At 38.4% G+C, this 16,498-nt stretch carries 11 protein-coding genes; 6 read left to right on the top strand and 5 right to left on the bottom strand.

The annotated features are described in order from the left end of the window. Positions 1 to 2: 2 nt before the first annotated feature. Complete coding sequence (locus ACVWYG_RS04230) at positions 3 to 1,421, bottom strand: SusD/RagB family nutrient-binding outer membrane lipoprotein (RefSeq protein WP_457268898.1); 1,419 nt, start codon at positions 1,419 to 1,421, stop codon at positions 3 to 5. A gap of 11 nt (positions 1,422 to 1,432) precedes the next feature. Beyond that, the gene (locus ACVWYG_RS04235) at positions 1,433 to 4,540 is read right to left on the bottom strand and encodes a SusC/RagA family TonB-linked outer membrane protein (RefSeq protein WP_457268899.1); all 3,108 of its coding nucleotides are present in this window, start codon (positions 4,538 to 4,540) and stop codon (positions 1,433 to 1,435) included. A gap of 336 nt (positions 4,541 to 4,876) precedes the next feature. On the opposite strand from ACVWYG_RS04235, the gene ACVWYG_RS04240 reads away from it, so the two are divergent. The 4 genes from ACVWYG_RS04240 (at position 4,877) to purD (ending at position 10,669) form a co-directional block, all read left to right on the top strand. After that, positions 4,877 to 7,564 carry a TonB-dependent receptor gene (locus ACVWYG_RS04240; RefSeq protein ID WP_457268900.1) on the top strand — a complete coding sequence of 896 codons (2,688 nt, stop codon included), beginning with the start codon at positions 4,877 to 4,879 and terminating at the stop codon, positions 7,562 to 7,564. A gap of 4 nt (positions 7,565 to 7,568) precedes the next feature. After that, positions 7,569 to 8,330, top strand: a complete 762-nt coding sequence (locus ACVWYG_RS04245; protein ID WP_457268901.1) for an enoyl-CoA hydratase/isomerase family protein — start codon at positions 7,569 to 7,571, stop codon at positions 8,328 to 8,330. A gap of 59 nt (positions 8,331 to 8,389) precedes the next feature. Next, on the top strand, positions 8,390 to 9,265 hold the full coding sequence (locus ACVWYG_RS04250; RefSeq protein WP_457268902.1) for an SDR family oxidoreductase: 876 nt from the start codon (positions 8,390 to 8,392) through the stop codon (positions 9,263 to 9,265). 132 nt (positions 9,266 to 9,397) lie between these two features. Continuing rightward, positions 9,398 to 10,669 (top strand): phosphoribosylamine--glycine ligase, encoded by a 1,272-nt coding sequence (gene purD / locus ACVWYG_RS04255; protein WP_457268903.1) that lies wholly within the window; start codon positions 9,398 to 9,400, stop codon positions 10,667 to 10,669. 93 nt (positions 10,670 to 10,762) lie between these two features. On the opposite strand, the gene ACVWYG_RS04260 is transcribed toward purD, so the two are convergent. Together ACVWYG_RS04260 and ACVWYG_RS04265 are read right to left on the bottom strand one after the other, a co-directional pair. Beyond that, positions 10,763 to 11,908 (bottom strand): redoxin domain-containing protein, encoded by a 1,146-nt coding sequence (locus ACVWYG_RS04260; RefSeq protein ID WP_457268904.1) that lies wholly within the window; start codon positions 11,906 to 11,908, stop codon positions 10,763 to 10,765. Positions 11,909 to 11,977: 69 nt separating this feature from the next. Further along, positions 11,978 to 13,159 carry a formimidoylglutamase gene (locus ACVWYG_RS04265; protein ID WP_457268905.1) on the bottom strand — a complete coding sequence of 394 codons (1,182 nt, stop codon included), beginning with the start codon at positions 13,157 to 13,159 and terminating at the stop codon, positions 11,978 to 11,980. Between the two features lie 73 nt (positions 13,160 to 13,232). Here ACVWYG_RS04265 and ACVWYG_RS04270 point away from each other — a divergent pair, with 73 nt between their 5' ends. Next, complete coding sequence (locus tag ACVWYG_RS04270) at positions 13,233 to 14,201, top strand: NAD-dependent epimerase/dehydratase family protein (RefSeq protein WP_457268906.1); 969 nt, start codon at positions 13,233 to 13,235, stop codon at positions 14,199 to 14,201. Here the strand turns inward: ACVWYG_RS04270 and ACVWYG_RS04275 are convergent. After that, a complete protein-coding gene (locus ACVWYG_RS04275) occupies positions 14,191 to 15,135 on the bottom strand; it encodes a DUF3667 domain-containing protein (RefSeq protein ID WP_457268907.1) in 945 nt (314 codons plus the stop codon). The genes ACVWYG_RS04270 and ACVWYG_RS04275 overlap by 11 nt on opposite strands. Positions 15,136 to 15,193: 58 nt before the next feature. On the opposite strand from ACVWYG_RS04275, the gene ACVWYG_RS04280 reads away from it, so the two are divergent. Continuing rightward, positions 15,194 to 16,492, top strand: a complete 1,299-nt coding sequence (locus ACVWYG_RS04280) for an HAD-IB family phosphatase (protein WP_457268908.1) — start codon at positions 15,194 to 15,196, stop codon at positions 16,490 to 16,492. The last annotated feature ends 6 nt before the right edge of the window (positions 16,493 to 16,498 follow it).

Below are 16,498 nucleotides of genomic sequence, written 5' to 3' on the forward strand. Positions count from 1 at the left end.
AACTAAGGCTTATCCCACCACAACGGCTCGCTCAATGCGGTTGCCGCAGGTACATTGGCGCCATTCTTGCTTTTTTCCCCATCTGGATAGGCAACCTTCCTAATAAAATTTTGCAACAGTGCGTTCGCCGGAAGCGTGAAATCTTTGTATTTATAGTCGTGACGTCTTGCATCGTTCCAAGCTTCTGGGCTGAGGTATGTAGCTACATATTTTTCTTGGAAAATCTTATCTAATGTTAATGCAGCGGACGTTTGTATCACTGTAGCACTCGTTAAGTAGGTATTTTTATCGCCTACTGCCACATTTAAAAAATCCATATCGGCGTTGATGCCAATTTTGTAAGCGTCGTATGCACGCTGGGTCGCTCCAGATTTTAGGGCTGCTTCCGCCTCTATAAACTTCATTTCACTATAAGATGCGATAATCAAAGGCGAACTTGGACTGCTCAATTGGCCTGTCAAACTAATGTAGCACTCATCTTTAATGGTGTTGGCTGCCGGACCAACGTTGCCGGCGCCATTTGGTGTTCCTATGTAAATGTTGTTGATCGTCTTATCAGTGTAACTGCTTATTCTAGGATCTACAACGCCAAATGTTTTACCGTTCATGGCATCCACCAATTGCGCCGACAACCATCCACCCAATAATAAACCCGCATTGTCAAAAGCGACCTGATTCCATGGATTTTTTGAAGTGAAAACTGCCATTTTTGCATTGTCTTCGTTCGAAGTAAATCCCTTATCGACGGCGGCCAGTATTGCTGCGGCATTATAACTGGATTTTTTACTGATTTTGTTCAGCCATCTTGCTTTAAGCGTGTACCCTAGTTTCACCCATTTGTCCACCTTGCCGCCATAAATCAAATCATCTGACGCACTTAGCTCAAAGGTCGAGTTTGGTAGATCAAGCGCAGCAATTCCTTCGTCCAAGAGGCTGCCAATGGCTTTATAAAGGCTCTCTTCTGAATCATAAACGGGAGTGAAATTGCCGTTTTGAAATGCTTGAGAATAAGGTCCTTGGCCAAAAACATCGGTAATTAAGGAAAGGTGATAAGCCATTAAGATATCTGCCACGCCGGTATATTGGGTCGCTCCAGTACTTTCTGCTTTCTTTTTCATCTCATTAATATCCGCCATTGCGAAGTAAATGTTATCCCAAGTGCCTGTATAGTCCACTTGGTCGTAAATGTCTGTTGCTGCACCGGCACTAGGATTTGCCAAATACTGCACAAAATAATTTGTGATAGATGCTACCCGATAGCTGTTTAAGCCTGTTTTATTCGTTACCGTAGAAAGCAAACCCTTTAACGGTGGATCTGTTACTTGATTTGGATTTGTATTGAGATCGAAATATTTTTTGCAACCTGAGAATGTGCTCAGCATAAAAATGGTCACAAGCGCGATGATATATTTATTTTTCATGTTTTTTTAAATTAAAATCCAACATTTAAAGTTAGGAGAAAGGTGCGATTGGCAGGGTAAGTAAAGCCACCAAAGCCTACCACATTGCTTCCGCTATTGAAAGAGCTCGTTTCTGGATCGAACCCTTTATAGGAGGTGATGATAAAAACGTTGTTAACTGTTGCTGTTAAACGCGCAGTTTTTAAAAATGCATTTTGCAATAAGTCAGATGGCAGCGAGTAAGACAATCCAGCAGAACGAAGTCTAAACCAAGAGGCATCTTGAATAAAGTTCTCCGAAACTCCGCGATAGGTATTCCTGTAATACCCATCTGTATAATTTACTCCATCTGGTCCTAAACCTTGCCCTAAAAACACAGGTTTTGTATTTGGTGTCCCATCACTTAAAACTCCCGCAAAAACTTTGGTTTGGTCCCTGTCTTCTGTATACTTCGCTATACCAAAAGCAGCAAAGAAATTATCCATTTGGTTGTATTTGTACTGCCCTTGACGGGTATCAAATAGTAAATTCAGCGAAAAATATTTATACCTAAAATTTGAATTTAGGCCGCCAATCCATTTTGGGGTAGAATTGGCAATTAACACACCTGAAGTCTTAGTTGGAAATCCGTTGGCGCCTATCACAATTGGTGCTGTGGCGTCAGTTGCGTATGTTGGACCGGTTTGTCCGTCTGTATAATATCTGGTGTAAGCGGTGCCGAATAAATCTCCATACGCATGACCCGGAATGATTTTAGAGGATACCGTAGATCCGGAGTAACCTGATTGGCTAGCAATAACGATTTCTGTTAAGCCCTCGTTAAGAGATATAACTTTGTTTCTGTTGGCCGAAAAATTTAGACTTAAATCCCAACTAAAGTTTTTTGACGAGACAGGTGTGGCGTTCAAAGTTAATTCTATGCCCTTATTCCGCATGCTTCCGGCATTTACAGAAGCTTTAACATATCCGGTAGTGCTAGAAATATTTGCCTGTAAAATTTGATCTTTCGATAAAGAGTAATAATACGTAGCACTTAAACTAAGTCTACTTTTTAAAAATTGTAAATCAAAGCCACCTTCGTAAGTTTCTGTAAACTCAGGTTTCAAATTCGGATTTCCTAGCAGCGCGCCTTTCGTAAATCCGGTGTAACCTGCGGGCAGTGCGGTATAAAAAGCAAATCCATTAGCAGTAGAATATGCCAACGCATCTTTGCCGACTTTTGCGTAAGAAAATCGAGCTTTTCCATAACTTATATAACTTGGAAGTTTAAACTGGTCAGAAAAAACGTAAGATAAACTAGCCGAAGGGTAGAAAAACGAGTTATTATTTAAGTTTAAGGTAGAGGTGATATCATTTCTTCCGGTTAAATTTAGATAGAGGTATTTGTTAAAATCTATCGTTAAGTCGCCAAAGAAGCCCATTAAATGTTTCTCAACTAAACTACTGGTAGAACTTATTCTTTTGGCATTGCTTAGCGCAAAATTATCATAGATGCTAAGTGTGTCTCCTTCTACAGACAGATTTTTAGTTCTCTCATCAGTAAGATCTTGCCCTACTCTAAGATTTAAAGAAAATTTGTCGGTTAATTTTGTACTTGCCGTGGCTATAAATGTGGAAGTAATAATTCTGCTCCGCGTGCTGTACGCGTTGGTGAATCCTGCTCCGTTATCCTCATAAACAATTTCGTTTGCTACGCCCTTAGGTCCAGGTGCAGTTCTAGTACGGGAGTCATTATAGGTGTCGACGCCAGCTCTATAAGAGAAATTGAGCCATTTTAGTGGTTGGTATTCAAAATGAGCACTTCCAATTAGGCGGTTCACATCGTCTACAAATCGATTGGAAAAAGCACCATAGATAGGGTTGTTATTGCCATATGTTTTCATCGTTCCGTCTGGTTTGATGTAATTATTTACATCCCAGCGGGGCGACCAGTAGCTCAAACTTTCATTATACCTATCGGCATTATACCGTCTGCCGCCCGAATTGATGAAATTCATAGAGAAATCTGCTTTTACTTTTTCGCTTATTTTAGCTTGCGCGCTCAGTTTTGCTGAGAGGTTTTTGTAATCGGTGAATGGGATTGTTCCGTTTTCTTTAAATTGAGAAAAGGAGCTGTTATACAGCAACTTATCGGTTCCTCCAGAAAGAGACAAGGTGTTTCTGTATTGATATCCCTGATGATAGGCATCTTTAAATTGATTGTACAGTTCATCTGGATGGGTCGGATCCAACTTTTTTGCTTCGGCTACGGTTGGTCCCCAAGATGGCCAAAAACTTGTTGAGTCATACACTCCACTATATCCCTGTGTATATTTGTTTTGGACTTCGGGAAATTTATTTACGCTTTCTATTCCCGCTGAAGATGAAAAATTTACCCTCATCTGCCCGGCTTTACCAGATTTAGTTGTGATAACCACCACACCATTAGATCCGCGCAAACCATAAAGGGCGGTTGCAGCGCCACCCTTTAGCACATTTACGCTCTCTATGTCATCAGGGTTTATGTCTGCTGCACGATTGGATACGCCCCTCAACTCTGCCTGATCGCCCAGTGTAGATGTAGAATTATCTATTACAACACCGTCAATAACAAAAAGCGGTCCGTTGTCTCTACTAGGATCTAAAGAATTTACTCCTCTAATTTGAATACTAGCCCCCTGTCCAGGTGCGCCACCTCCACTGCTTATGGTTACCCCAGAAACCTTGCCTTGTAGAGCATTGATAACGTTGGTTTGCTTGTTCTCATTAAGGTCTTTAGAAGTAATGGTTTGGGCGGAGTAACCTAATTCTTTTGCATTGCGTTTAATTCCAAAAGCACCCGTTACCATAACCTCATTTAAATTATTTTCGCTCGGGTCTAGCGCTATATTGATGGTTGTTTTGCTTCCAACGGTTGCCTGCTGCATAACATATCCCAAAAATTTAAATTCAAGAACCGGATTGTCTCCAGTTACGGTTATTTTATAGCTGCCATCGGCATTCGAAACGGTTCCATTTTTTGTGTTTTTTTGTAAGATGCTTGCGCCAGGGATGGAAGAACCGTCAGAACTGGAGGTTACTTTACCAGTAATTACCTTTTGTGCAAAGGCAAAGTTGGTAATGAGTAGCAAACAGAAAAAAATGAGTAGTTTTCTTTTCATAAAATTAGGTTTAAGGTTGGGAATATTTAAAAAGGCAAAAATAACGTCAGTAAACGCCGCTTTATTCTAGCATATAAACTAAAGTACAAAATTATTTTTTCATTTTGATGACTAAATCGTGAAATAGAAGGCAAATTGCTAATTTAATTTGATAAGACGATGGTTTCTATGGTCACGAAAATGATTTGGAAAGTCGTTCGCATACTCCAAAATTTTATGTAATAAATTGAGAACGCAATAGAGATGTTACAATTAAAATTAATTTTTAGCGCCCGTTTAAACATTCCTTAAACAATGTTTTGTAAATTAACACGGTTTAAATCTTATCCCTTTTTTATGAAAAATAAATTAATGCTTTTTCTCGGACTCTTTGTGCTATTAACCGGCGTAATTGCCTTCAAGATAGACGATGATCCCTTTGCTGCCATTCTTAAAAAGTTAGAAGATTATTCGTCGAAATATCCACAAGAGAAAGTTTATCTGCAACTGGATAAGCCTTATTATGCAGTTGGCGACGACATTTGGTTTAAAGGATATGTGCTAAATACCAAAAGCCAAGCGCCATCTACAATAAGCAGCATTTTATATGTGGAGTTGATCAGCGAAAAAGATTCAATTACAACTAAACTAAAGTTACCGCTGGGAGGAGGAATAACTTGGGGAGATTTTAAATTACCAGATTCTTTAAAAGAGGGTAATTATCGCGTCCGAGCCTATACCAATTACATGCGTAATTTTGGTAGTGATTTCTTTTTTGATAAAACTATAAAAATAGGAAATAGTTGGACGAATAAGGTGTTTACCAGAACCGATTACAGCTATATAACCGTGGATGGAATAGAAAAAACGAAAGCGAAAATTCATTTTGAAGATAAAAATGGCCTGCCATATGTCCAAAATGAAGTGAGTTATCAAGTAGACCTAGATTATAGAAATGTTAATAAGGGAAAGGGAAAAACAGATGGGAACGGCGACATTAACATCGATTTTATGCGTGGCCAAGCGTCAGCTACTAGCAATGGTAAAATTACGGCAACGTTAAAACTCCCTAGTAAAGATGAGGTAATTAAAATAATCCCGATTACCGCTGCTTCTAGCCAAGTCGACGTACAGTTTATGCCCGAAGGAGGAACCTTCTTAGAGGGTATTCCTACAAAAATTGCGATAAAAGCCTTAAACTCAATCGGCAGGGGAGAGGCAGTGACCGGACAAGTTACAGATGGTAGTGGGCAAGTTGTGACTGGCTTCGAGACAGACAGCTTAGGTATGGGAAGTTTCGTCCTAACCTCAATTCCCGATTTGGTGTATACAACAAAAATTAAATTCAAGGATGGATCTGCCAAAGAATTTAAGTTGCCGTTAACGCAAAAAAGCGGGTACGCGTTAAAAATAAATGCCGCTGATAGCAACAACCTCTATCTTAAAGTGTTTGCCACAGCCGATAAGGTTTCTGGTGAGGAATTAAAGATCGTTGCCCAACAAGCAGGAAATTTGCTTTATGTTTCAAAGGCCAAAATGGATAAACAAGTATTATCGGCTACTATACCGAAATCGAAACTGCTCTCTGGGATTGTTCAGTTTACCTTATTTTCTGCAACTGATGAGCCAATTGCAGAACGGTTAGTTTTTATAAAAAGTCCTGAAAGACTCTTAGATTTCGAATTAAATACCAATGAAATCTCAAAAACTCTGACGGGAAAATCTACCTTCAAGTTTACGGCGAAAAATGATCAAAAACCCATTATTGGGAGTTTTTCAGTCTCTGTGACAAACTCGAGCAAAGTGGCGCCAGATGTTAATAACGAAAGTAATATTTTGTCGACGATGTTGCTTACTTCAGATCTGGCAGGATATGTAGAAAACCCTAATTATTATTTCTTAAAAAACGACGAAAAAACGAATGAAGATCTCGATAATTTAATGCTAACACAGGGATATAGAAGGTTTACCTGGATAAACGTGCTGAGTAACGTCCAACCCATAATGGCATTTAAGCCGGAAACATCTCTAACCATTAGCGGAACAGTTACAAAAGGTAAAAAACCGGTAGTTGGTGGCCACGTACTGCTGCTCTCCACTAAAGGCACACAATTTATTTTAGACACCGTTACCAATGCGGAAGGAAAATTTGTATTTGACAATTTGGCATATATAGATAGCACAAAATTTGTGGTGCAGGCGAGAACTGCAACCGATAGAAAATTTGTGGAAATAGAAGTAGACCCAGCACCAAACCAAATTGTGACAAAAAACAAGAATAGTGCAGATATTGAGGTAAATGTGAATGACGTATTGATGAAGTACATCAAAAGCAACGACCGATACTTAAATGAAATGGTTCGACTTGGTCTTGTTGACAGAACAATACAATTAGGTGAAGTGACCATTGTCCAGAAAAAAAACGTTGCAAAGAATTCTTCTAATTTAAACGGTGCAGGAAATGCGGATTTTGTCCTTGGTGCAGATCAACTAGGCAATTGTCCATCGCTTATCATGTGTCTACAAGGACGCCTGCCTGGCGTTATTTTTAGAGGAAATATTCCTTATACTACTCGCAGTCCAAATACTCCTATGCAAATACGCGTTGATGGAATAGAAAGTGACGCCGATTTTTTAGATGGCATTTCGCCAAGCGATGTTGAATCAATTGAAGTTCTAAAAAGCATCTCATACACATCTATTTATGGCGGCAGTGGATCTGGCGGGGTTTTATTAATCACTACCAAAAGGGGGGGTGGTGGAAGTTATAGTAGGTATGCACCAGGCGTTGTGTCGGTAAGCCCCAAGGGTTTTTATGTTGCAAGGGAATTTTATGCTCCGAAATACGACGATCCTGCAAAAAGTCCCAGGGCAGATTTGCGTTCAACTATTTACTGGAACCCACAGGTAGTTGCCATGGGTGATAAAGGTGCTAGTTTTGATTTCTACAATGCTAGTGAAGCTGGAACTTACAGGGTTATTATAGAGGGGATAGATGCTATTGGACATTTAGGACGAAAAGTTTACACATATAACGTACAATAGAAGAATGGAATTTATACAGGTAAACGTAAAAAACCATATCGCAACAATTACATTAAGCAGAGGTAAAGCTAGCGCCTTAAATCACGCTATGATCGTCGAATTAGACGATATGTTTAAAAATATAGCAAATGACAATTCAATCGCAGGTGTTATTTTGACTGGTAATGCGCCTTTTTTTTCTGCTGGTCTTGATTTAGTTGAGCTTTACGAATATAATGAGGAGCAGGTAAAAAACTTTTGGGTTATTTTCTTGCAATTCGCTACCAATTTAGTTAGTTTTAAGAAACCTCTAATAGCTGCCATCAGTGGGCATGCACCCGCAGGTGGCTGCGTAATGGCTTTGGCAGCAGATTACCGAATAATGGCTGATGGACCCTTTGTTATTGGATTAAATGAAGTTCCTGTAGGGATTATCGTTCCGAACAATATTTTTAAGCTTTATGCTTTTTGGTTGGGTAATGCTCAAGCTGCACGGAGTTTGCTTCAAGGTGCTTTATACAACCCGCCAGAAGCATTGGCTATTGGATTAATAGATGAACTTGTAAATGGAGACAGTTTGTTAACTCTTGCAGATAGAAAAATGAAGAAATTCGTGGAGTTAGAAAGCAATACTTGGCAACAGAGCAAGCTCAACATTAGAAAAGATTTAATAGAATCGTTTAAAGAAACTCAGTCAGATTTTTTAAATCAAATGACTGCCCAATGGTGGGCGCCAGCTACGAGAGTACTTTTAAAAACAATTATTGATAATCTAAAGCGGAAGTAATTTCGAAAAGGCTAATTTCGAAAGCAATGATTTAATTAAATTTTTCTAATCCAATTATCATGTTAAACTTTAGTCAGCCCATGCTTCGAGATGATGCATTAAAAGGGAAAACAATTGTGATAACCGGTGGAGGCACTGGTTTAGGAAAAGCAATGGGCGTTTATTTTTTAAAACTGGGCGCCAATTTAGTTATCACCAGTAGAAAACTGGATGTTTTAAAAAAAACCGCGGGCGAGATGGAGGAAAAAACAGGAGGAAGTGTGCTTGCTCTTATGTGTGATGTCCGAGATCCAATTCAGGTAGATCAGTTGCTTGCTAAAACACTAGAAAGATTTAAGAAAGTAGATGTATTATTAAATAATGCGGCCGGTAATTTTATCTCCCCGACAGAGCGATTGTCTGCAAATGCTTTTTCTACCATTATAGATATTGTACTGAAAGGGACTGTAAATTGTACATTAGCTTTCGGCAAACACTGGATAAAAGAAAAACAGCGCGCAACTGTTTTAAATATAGTTACTACCTATGCTTTTACAGGGTCTGCGTTTGTGGTGCCCTCAGCATGTGCAAAGGGTGGTGTTCTGGCTCTTACTCGCTCGTTGGCGGTAGAGTGGGGAAAATATCAAATCAGAACGAATGCCATTGCGCCTGGGCCATTTCCAACCAAAGGTGCATGGGAACGGTTGCTCCCTGGAGATTTGGCGAAGAAATTTGATTTCAAAAACCGTGTGCCATTAAAACGAGTGGGCGAGCATCAAGAATTGGCAAATTTGGCCGCTTTCTTGGTAAGTGATTTTTCTAGCTACATTAACGGCGAAGTAATTACAATCGATGGCGGCGAGTGGTTACAAGGTGCTGGTCAGATGAATGGTTTAGAAGCCATCCCGCCAGAAATGTGGGATACATTAGAGCAAATGACCAGAAGCGCAACGTAACTTCTTTTAATAAACTTTCATTTAAAATCTCTGAGCAAATTCTAAGAATAGTTGAGTCTGCTGTTTTACTCCGTCGATTGTAAATATTAAATTCGAAAGCGGTCTCTTCCTCAAAACCGTTATATTTGCGCTATGAACATCTTAATTTTAGGATCTGGAGGAAGAGAGAGTGCTTTTGCCTGGAAAATTAGTCAGTCTTCGCATTGCGATAAGCTAATAATTGCACCAGGCAATGGAGGCACAGGCACCTATGGAACTAACATTAGTATCGGGATAAATGATTTTGATGCCGTACGTAAACTCGTACTTGCCGAAAATGTTGGTTTAGTGGTTGTAGGCCCAGAGGAACCTTTGGTAAATGGGATTCACGATTTTTTTCTTTCTGATAAAGCTATCGCACACATTCCAGTTATTGGACCAAAGAAAGAAGGAGCTATATTAGAAGGAAGCAAAGATTTTTCTAAACAATTTATGGAGCGTCACGGTATTCCTGCGGCGGCCTCTAAATCCTTTAGTGTTGCCGAGCTTGAAAATGGTCTTGCTTATTTATCTTCTCACCCCTTGCCAATCGTATTAAAAGCGGATGGTCTAGCGGCGGGGAAAGGGGTTGTTATCTGCAATGACGTCGATTCAGCTCAAGAAGAGTTGAAATTAATGCTTGGCGGGAAATTCGGCGCTGCGGGCGCTACTGTAGTTATTGAACAGTTTTTAGACGGGATAGAACTTTCTGTGTTTATTTTAACCGACGGGGAAAATTATGTAATACTGCCGGAAGCGAAGGATTATAAGAAAATTGGCTTGGCAGATACTGGCCCGAATACTGGGGGAATGGGTTCTGTGTCACCGGTTAACTTTGCAAATGCCAATTTCTTGGCGAAGATTGAAGAAAGAATAATAAAACCGACTATAAATGGTTTAAAAAAAGAAGCGATAGATTACACGGGTTTTATATTTTTCGGGTTGATTAAAGTTGGTGATGAGCCTTTTTTAATTGAATATAACGCTCGTATGGGAGATCCTGAGACAGAAAGCGTTATTCCTCGCATAGAAAGTGATCTTGTCGAGCTTTTTCTAAGTGCGGCAAATAAAGACCTAAAGAATTTTAAATTAAAGGTTAGTGAAAAGACTGCCGCTACTGTAATGATTGTGGCAGGGGGCTATCCCGGCCCTTACCAAAATGGCAAAGTGATTTCTGGGATAGAAAATCTTCGTCATTCCTATGCCTTTCATGCAGGTACGTTAATAGATAATGATGTCGTAAAAAGTAATGGAGGGAGGGTAATAGCCATTACCAGTTTACAAAAAGACTTGTTTTCCGCCTTACAAGCTGCTACTGCAGATGCAGGCCGAATTTATTTTGACGGTAAATTTTTTAGAGAAGACATTGGTTTTGACCTAATTTAAATTCTTTGTAAGAATCTTAGAACAATTAATCCAATAAATAAAATAGGCCTGAGGTGTTAAAACTTCAGGCCTATTTTTTTTATTCTATATTTTCTACTTTGATTTGGAACTGAATATTTCTGCAAGTTTGCTTTCTAACGCTTCGCCTCTCAATCCTTTTCCAATAATTTTACCAGTTGGATCAATTAAAAAATTAGCTGGGATGGAGCGTATGCCATACATTACGGCAACATCATTGCTCCAAAATTTAAGATCAGATACTTGTGTCCAGTCCAATTTGTCATCAGCAATTGCTTTAACCCATGCTTCTTTTTTACCAGGCTGGTCTAATGATACGCCTAATACTGTAAAGCCTTTCGCCTTATACTTGTTATAAGCAATGACCACATTTGGATTTTCTTGCCTACAAGGACCACACCAAGATGCCCAAAAATCTAACAGCACATATTTCCCTTTAAAATCAGCTAAAGAAACCGGTTTTCCATTCACGTCATTTTGCGTAAAATTCATTGCCATAACGCCAACCGCAGTTTTTGATGCTGCATCAAAAGTTTGTGTTAATTTTTTCCCTTCAGTCGTTGCTTTAAGTGTAGGACTTAGCATATTAAAAGCTTTTTGAGCTTCCGTCACTTGATCAGGATCGCTAGCAAGCTGCATTAATGATGCTAAACTAACAAATGAGTTAGGATTGTTTTTAATAAAAGCATAGATGATTGGAGGCAGACCGGCAGACGCAGATTCGTAGCGACTCTGGATGTCTTCCATCGTTTTAGAGTCCTTTTTTAATGAATCAGAAAGATTTGCGTATTCATTATTTAGCGCCTCTAGTTTGGAAGTAATCGGCTTTGAAATGTCTGCAAGTTTTTTATTATCGGCATTTACGGGAGAACCAGATATTAATGCGTTCTTTAAAGAATCGCTAGCTGTAATCTTTAGTTGTCCGGGCTCAACATATAATGGTAAAAAATCTAATACCACACCCTGAGCAGGCCTATTTACATAGGGGTTTGTGTTTAAAAACAAATTTCCTCTCACAGGCTTTTCTAAAGTTCCTTTAAACATAAAGGCGCCGTTGTTTACCATAGCGCTATCGGTTACATTGTTGCCGTCTGCGTTGTATATCAAGTATACTTTATCACCTGTTTTGAGATTTTTAACATTCCCATCAACGGTATATGGTTTTTGCGCCAAGGCTGCAAGCGGCAACAACGCCATTGCAGAAATTAGTAATTTTTTCATCCGGTTTTGAATAATTATTTAATCAAATATAAAAATAGTTAGCTTTTAAACGATGATAGCTAAGTAAAATTATGTTAGCTTCTGGTAGGTGCGCCACCATAAATCTGGCATTTCGCCATTGATCGCTTGTTGATAATCGTCGTATCTGCAAGGTATTAAGTGGTAACGTTCGTTCTTTGTTGGTCCTGGAGGATAGGGAACTTGCATCCACCACCTGTCAGATTTTTTACTCTTTACAAAAACCATCTCGCCAGCTGCGTCTTTTAAACTTGTACGGTAAATGATAAATTGCGATTTTGGAGTGAGTGGGAAATCTCTTTTTCTAGCATAAAATCCATCAACAAAGTACCAAACCATTTGGGCCAGCAAAAGTGCTGTTTGCCCGTTACTATCGTAGGCCGGATTAAATTCGTAAAAGCCAATAGAAGTAAGTTTATCGTTAATACCGGCATAACGTGCAATTCTACAGGCTTTTTCTCCGTCGAAGCCATTTGGTGTCGTGTTTGCATTTGCTGCGGCATCTGCAGATCTAATTGCACCCATATCAAAGCTTACCAGGTTTGCATTTCTAATAATGGGCTCTGCCAAAGCAATGTTTTGGGAAAAATCACCCAATCGGTGTGCATCAAAATATAATTTTTCCATCACCGACAAGCTTTCTTGATTCACAAAATAGGTTTGATATCCAATGTTGCTGAAATTGAAGAGATAATTTGGCTGGTGAAGAAAAATCTTATTGAGATAAGAATTAGAACATGTAACTATGCCATCTTCATCGTCTTCATTCATGTCGAATTGATTGTCCACTACCACCAAATCTACTTTTTGTTCAAGTCCTTCATAACCTAAATATTGGGCATAAGTTAGGTCTTGACCGCCGCCAATAATTACCGGAATGATATTGTTTTTTACCAGTTCGGCTACAATTGTTTTTACTGCTACATAGGTGTCGGCCACGGTATCACCTGCTTTTATGTTTCCTAAATCTGCAATTTTACTGTCAAAAGCCCCCTCGTTTAAAAGATAGAATTGTGCTCTAAAATAATCTGGTGCAAATGCACAACCCTCGTTGTTTATAGATTTACGCCCATCTTGAACTCCGAATAATGCAATATCGAAAGTTTGTTCGTCTAAATCAGGAAATGTATCAATAAAAATATCTGCTTTGCGCCCCATTTGCGAGGTTAGAAAGCCGCTTTTAGGGGTAAAAGTATTTGGAGGTACGGGTGTAAAAAAATCCTTTAATGACATATTTTCTAAAACTATCGCCTCAAATATCTATTTTTGAGGGCGTATTTTTACATTTCGCAGCAAAAAAATTAACATGATATTGGTTACCGGCGGTACTGGTTTTTTAGGTTCTGAATTAATTAAGCAGCTTACGGAAGCCAATCAGCCTGTTAGAGCAATTAAAAGAACTTCTTCCACCATCCCCAAAATATTACTCAATCAACCGCTTTTAGAGTGGTGCAATGCAGATATTAACGAACCAGCGACTCTTGCAGACGTTTTTGATGACATTACAAAAGTGTACCATTGTGCTGCCTTTGTTTCCTTAAATGCCGCCGACAAAAAAAAGCTTTATCACGTTAACATCGATGGAACTTCAAATGTTGTTAATCTTTGTTACGAGCGCCACTGTAGATTGTTGCATGTAAGTTCTGTAGCAGCACTCGGAGATGCAAAAAAGGATAAAGAAATTAATGAAGCGGATTACTGGGAATACAATTCAAATGCACAAGCATACGCACTTTCCAAATATGAAGGAGAAATGGAAGTTTGGCGCGGCATTACCGAAGGACTTGATGCGGTAATTGTTAACCCATCGATCATTATTGGTGAAAATGCAGGTTTTGAGGGAAGTGGGGCTATTTTTAAATTGATAAAAGGAGGTTTTAAGTTTTATACCGACGGCGCCACGGGTTTGGTTGATGTAAAAGATGTAGCTAAAGCGATGGTGCTGTTGATGGAAAGTAAAATTAAAAGCGAGCGTTTTATCATCTCTTCGGAGAATTACACCTACCAGAATTTATTTGGAGCGATATCAGATGGTTTTGGGCTTGCCCGCCCTAAAACTGAAGCAAAGGCTTGGATGCTTGAGCTTGCTTGGCGCACGCTAAAAGTTCACAGTTTGTTTACAGGAAGGGCTCCGGCAATAACAAGGGAAACTGCAAAAAGCAGCGTAACAAATAGCTATTATTCCAATAGAAAAGTTGTAGAAAAAACCGGTATTCAATTTAAGTCGGTAGCTGAAAGTATTAAAGACATTATAGCTGTATTGGCTAATGCATAAATAAAAGCGTTAATACGATAAGCAATTTTTTGTAAAATATAAAAGTTAAGAAAAACAGAATTTTTGCAATAAAATAGGTTTTTATGAATGTTATTACAGCATTTTCTTGAGGAAAAACTCTTCTAAAGGCAATAAAAAGATATGGTATCCAATAAAACATATGAATGAATTCGAAGTTAGATGGGAATAAAAATTCTGTCACTGGTTTCATAATTCCATAGTTGAAGAGCCAAGTAAATGGTTCGAAAATATTTATCCCGTACGAATACCTAAAAATTGACAATACGGAAAAGGTAATCAGTTGGAATGAAGTAAAATATGCTGTAAATACCAACGCATTAGAAAAATACTTGAATCTCTTCTTAAAAAAAAGATAAATCGCAGTTGCAGAAAAAGGTATTATCAATACAATTAAGGATTTACTATAGACATAACTATTTAGCCAAAACCGCTTGCTAAATTGGTCTTCATTTAATTCAAAATGCTTTAATTTGATAGACGTTAACAGCGATATCTGGTTTACAATCCATTCATCAAAGGGTCTTAACCAATGGAATATATAATAGTTGCTAATTCCTCCAAACTGTTCATCTCCAATATTTGGGGTATAATCTGTCACACCAATTAAATGTGTAATAAAGAAAAACAGGATGTTCGCCAGCAAGAATATCTGCATCGGTTTAGCATATTTAACCCGAATTCCATGCATATTTTGCTCAGCTAAGAACCCAGGTTTTATGAAGATATACTTTGCAGAACGGAGAAATTTATTGTCAAAGTGCGTAAAAACATCAACAGTTTGTTCCATAAATTTCTTGATTGTGTAATCTTCCTCATGAAAAGCTTTCTCTCCACAATTGTGGCAAAATTTCCCTTCGAATTTAGTTTTACAAGATGGACAACTATTAACTTCTTGATTACTATCTTTGCGCATATAGCTACAAATATAGGATTTCACTCTAATATTTTTAGCGCCCTTTTAAGAGTTTTTGATGCAGAAAACAGCATATTACATTATAGATTTCGATAGCACTTTTACCCAAGTTGAGGCACTTGATGAACTTGCCAGAATATCTTTGAAAGATCATCCAGACAGAGAATTGATTTATCAAAAAATAGAGGATTATACCAATTTGGCCATGGAAGGCAGGCTTTCTTTTTCAGAGAGTTTAGTGCAACGCATAAAGCTTTTAGAGGCAGATGAGCAACACCTTAAAAAGCTAATAAAACAGCTGAAAAAGAAGGTCTCTAAATCTTTTTCTAGAAATGCAGCCTTTTTCAAGAAACATGCCGATGATGTACTTATCGTTTCCGGTGGATTTAAGGAGTTTATAATCCCTGTGGTAAGCCAGTTTCACATCAAAAAGAAGAATATTTATGCCAATACTTTTGTAATCGATGCCAATAATCAAATTATAGATTATGATCATGGCAATCCGCTTAGTGAAGAAGGTGGTAAGGTGAAGCTGCTGCAACAGTTGAAATTGAAAGGTGAACTGGTTGGTATTGGCGATGGATATTCTGATTTTCAGCTAAGAGAAAGCGGGGTTGTCGACAAGTTTTATGCTTTTACGGAAAATATCTCGCGCCAAACCATTGTAGACAGAGCAGACCACATTACGCCAAGTTTTGATGAGTTTTTATACGTAAATGATCTTCCACAGTCTATTTCCTATCCTAAAAACCGAATTCTTTGTTTGGTTATTGGGGATGTTGATGGGGCAAGTATCAAACTTTTGAAGGACGACGGTCTGTCCATCAGGCATAAAGAAACCTTCGAAGAGAAATATGTTGGAGATGTTGGCATGATGCTACTTGCCGATGGCGAGAAAGTTTCTAATGAGCAACTTAAAAATGCAAGTAAATTAAAGGCAGTCGGTTATTTGGGCAATAGTAAAGGTCGAATTGATGCATCGCTAGCTACTGAAATGGGCATTGTTTTATTTGATGATTCTAAGGGAAACCCTAGAAATGTAGATTTTATACCCAAAAGAATGGTAAAATTTATGAATTCTGGCGCCACTTATTTAAGTAGCAATTTTCCAAATCTTCAACTTCCGAAAATTGAGAAATCGCATAGGTTGATACACATTCACCAGAATGTTCCAGGAATTATGGCGCAAATAAATACCGCCTTTGCAAAACACGATGTAAATATTGTTGGTCAGTTTTTAATGACAAATGCAAAGATCGGCTATGCCATTACAGACATCAATGCAGAATATGACAAGGCAATTTTTAAATCTTTAAAGAAGATAGAAAATACTATAAAATTTAGGGTGCTTTATTAAAGTATT

It is taken from the genome of Pedobacter sp. UYEF25, assembly GCF_054061655.1.

Excerpts from the sequence above, each read along its gene's own strand:
- ACVWYG_RS04230 (WP_457268898.1), bottom strand. The coding sequence starts at position 1,421 with ATGAAAAATAAATATATCATCGCGCTTGTGACCATTTTTATGCTGAGC.
- ACVWYG_RS04235 (WP_457268899.1), bottom strand. The coding sequence starts at position 4,540 with ATGAAAAGAAAACTACTCATTTTTTTCTGTTTGCTACTCATTACCAAC.
- ACVWYG_RS04240 (WP_457268900.1), top strand. The coding sequence starts at position 4,877 with ATGAAAAATAAATTAATGCTTTTTCTCGGACTCTTTGTGCTATTAACC.
- ACVWYG_RS04245 (WP_457268901.1), top strand. The coding sequence starts at position 7,569 with ATGGAATTTATACAGGTAAACGTAAAAAACCATATCGCAACAATTACA.
- ACVWYG_RS04250 (WP_457268902.1), top strand. The coding sequence starts at position 8,390 with ATGTTAAACTTTAGTCAGCCCATGCTTCGAGATGATGCATTAAAAGGG.
- purD (WP_457268903.1), top strand. The coding sequence starts at position 9,398 with ATGAACATCTTAATTTTAGGATCTGGAGGAAGAGAGAGTGCTTTTGCC.
- ACVWYG_RS04260 (WP_457268904.1), bottom strand. The coding sequence starts at position 11,908 with ATGAAAAAATTACTAATTTCTGCAATGGCGTTGTTGCCGCTTGCAGCC.
- ACVWYG_RS04265 (WP_457268905.1), bottom strand. The coding sequence starts at position 13,159 with ATGTCATTAAAGGATTTTTTTACACCCGTACCTCCAAATACTTTTACC.
- ACVWYG_RS04270 (WP_457268906.1), top strand. The coding sequence starts at position 13,233 with ATGATATTGGTTACCGGCGGTACTGGTTTTTTAGGTTCTGAATTAATT.
- ACVWYG_RS04275 (WP_457268907.1), bottom strand. The coding sequence starts at position 15,135 with ATGCGCAAAGATAGTAATCAAGAAGTTAATAGTTGTCCATCTTGTAAA.
- ACVWYG_RS04280 (WP_457268908.1), top strand. The coding sequence starts at position 15,194 with ATGCAGAAAACAGCATATTACATTATAGATTTCGATAGCACTTTTACC.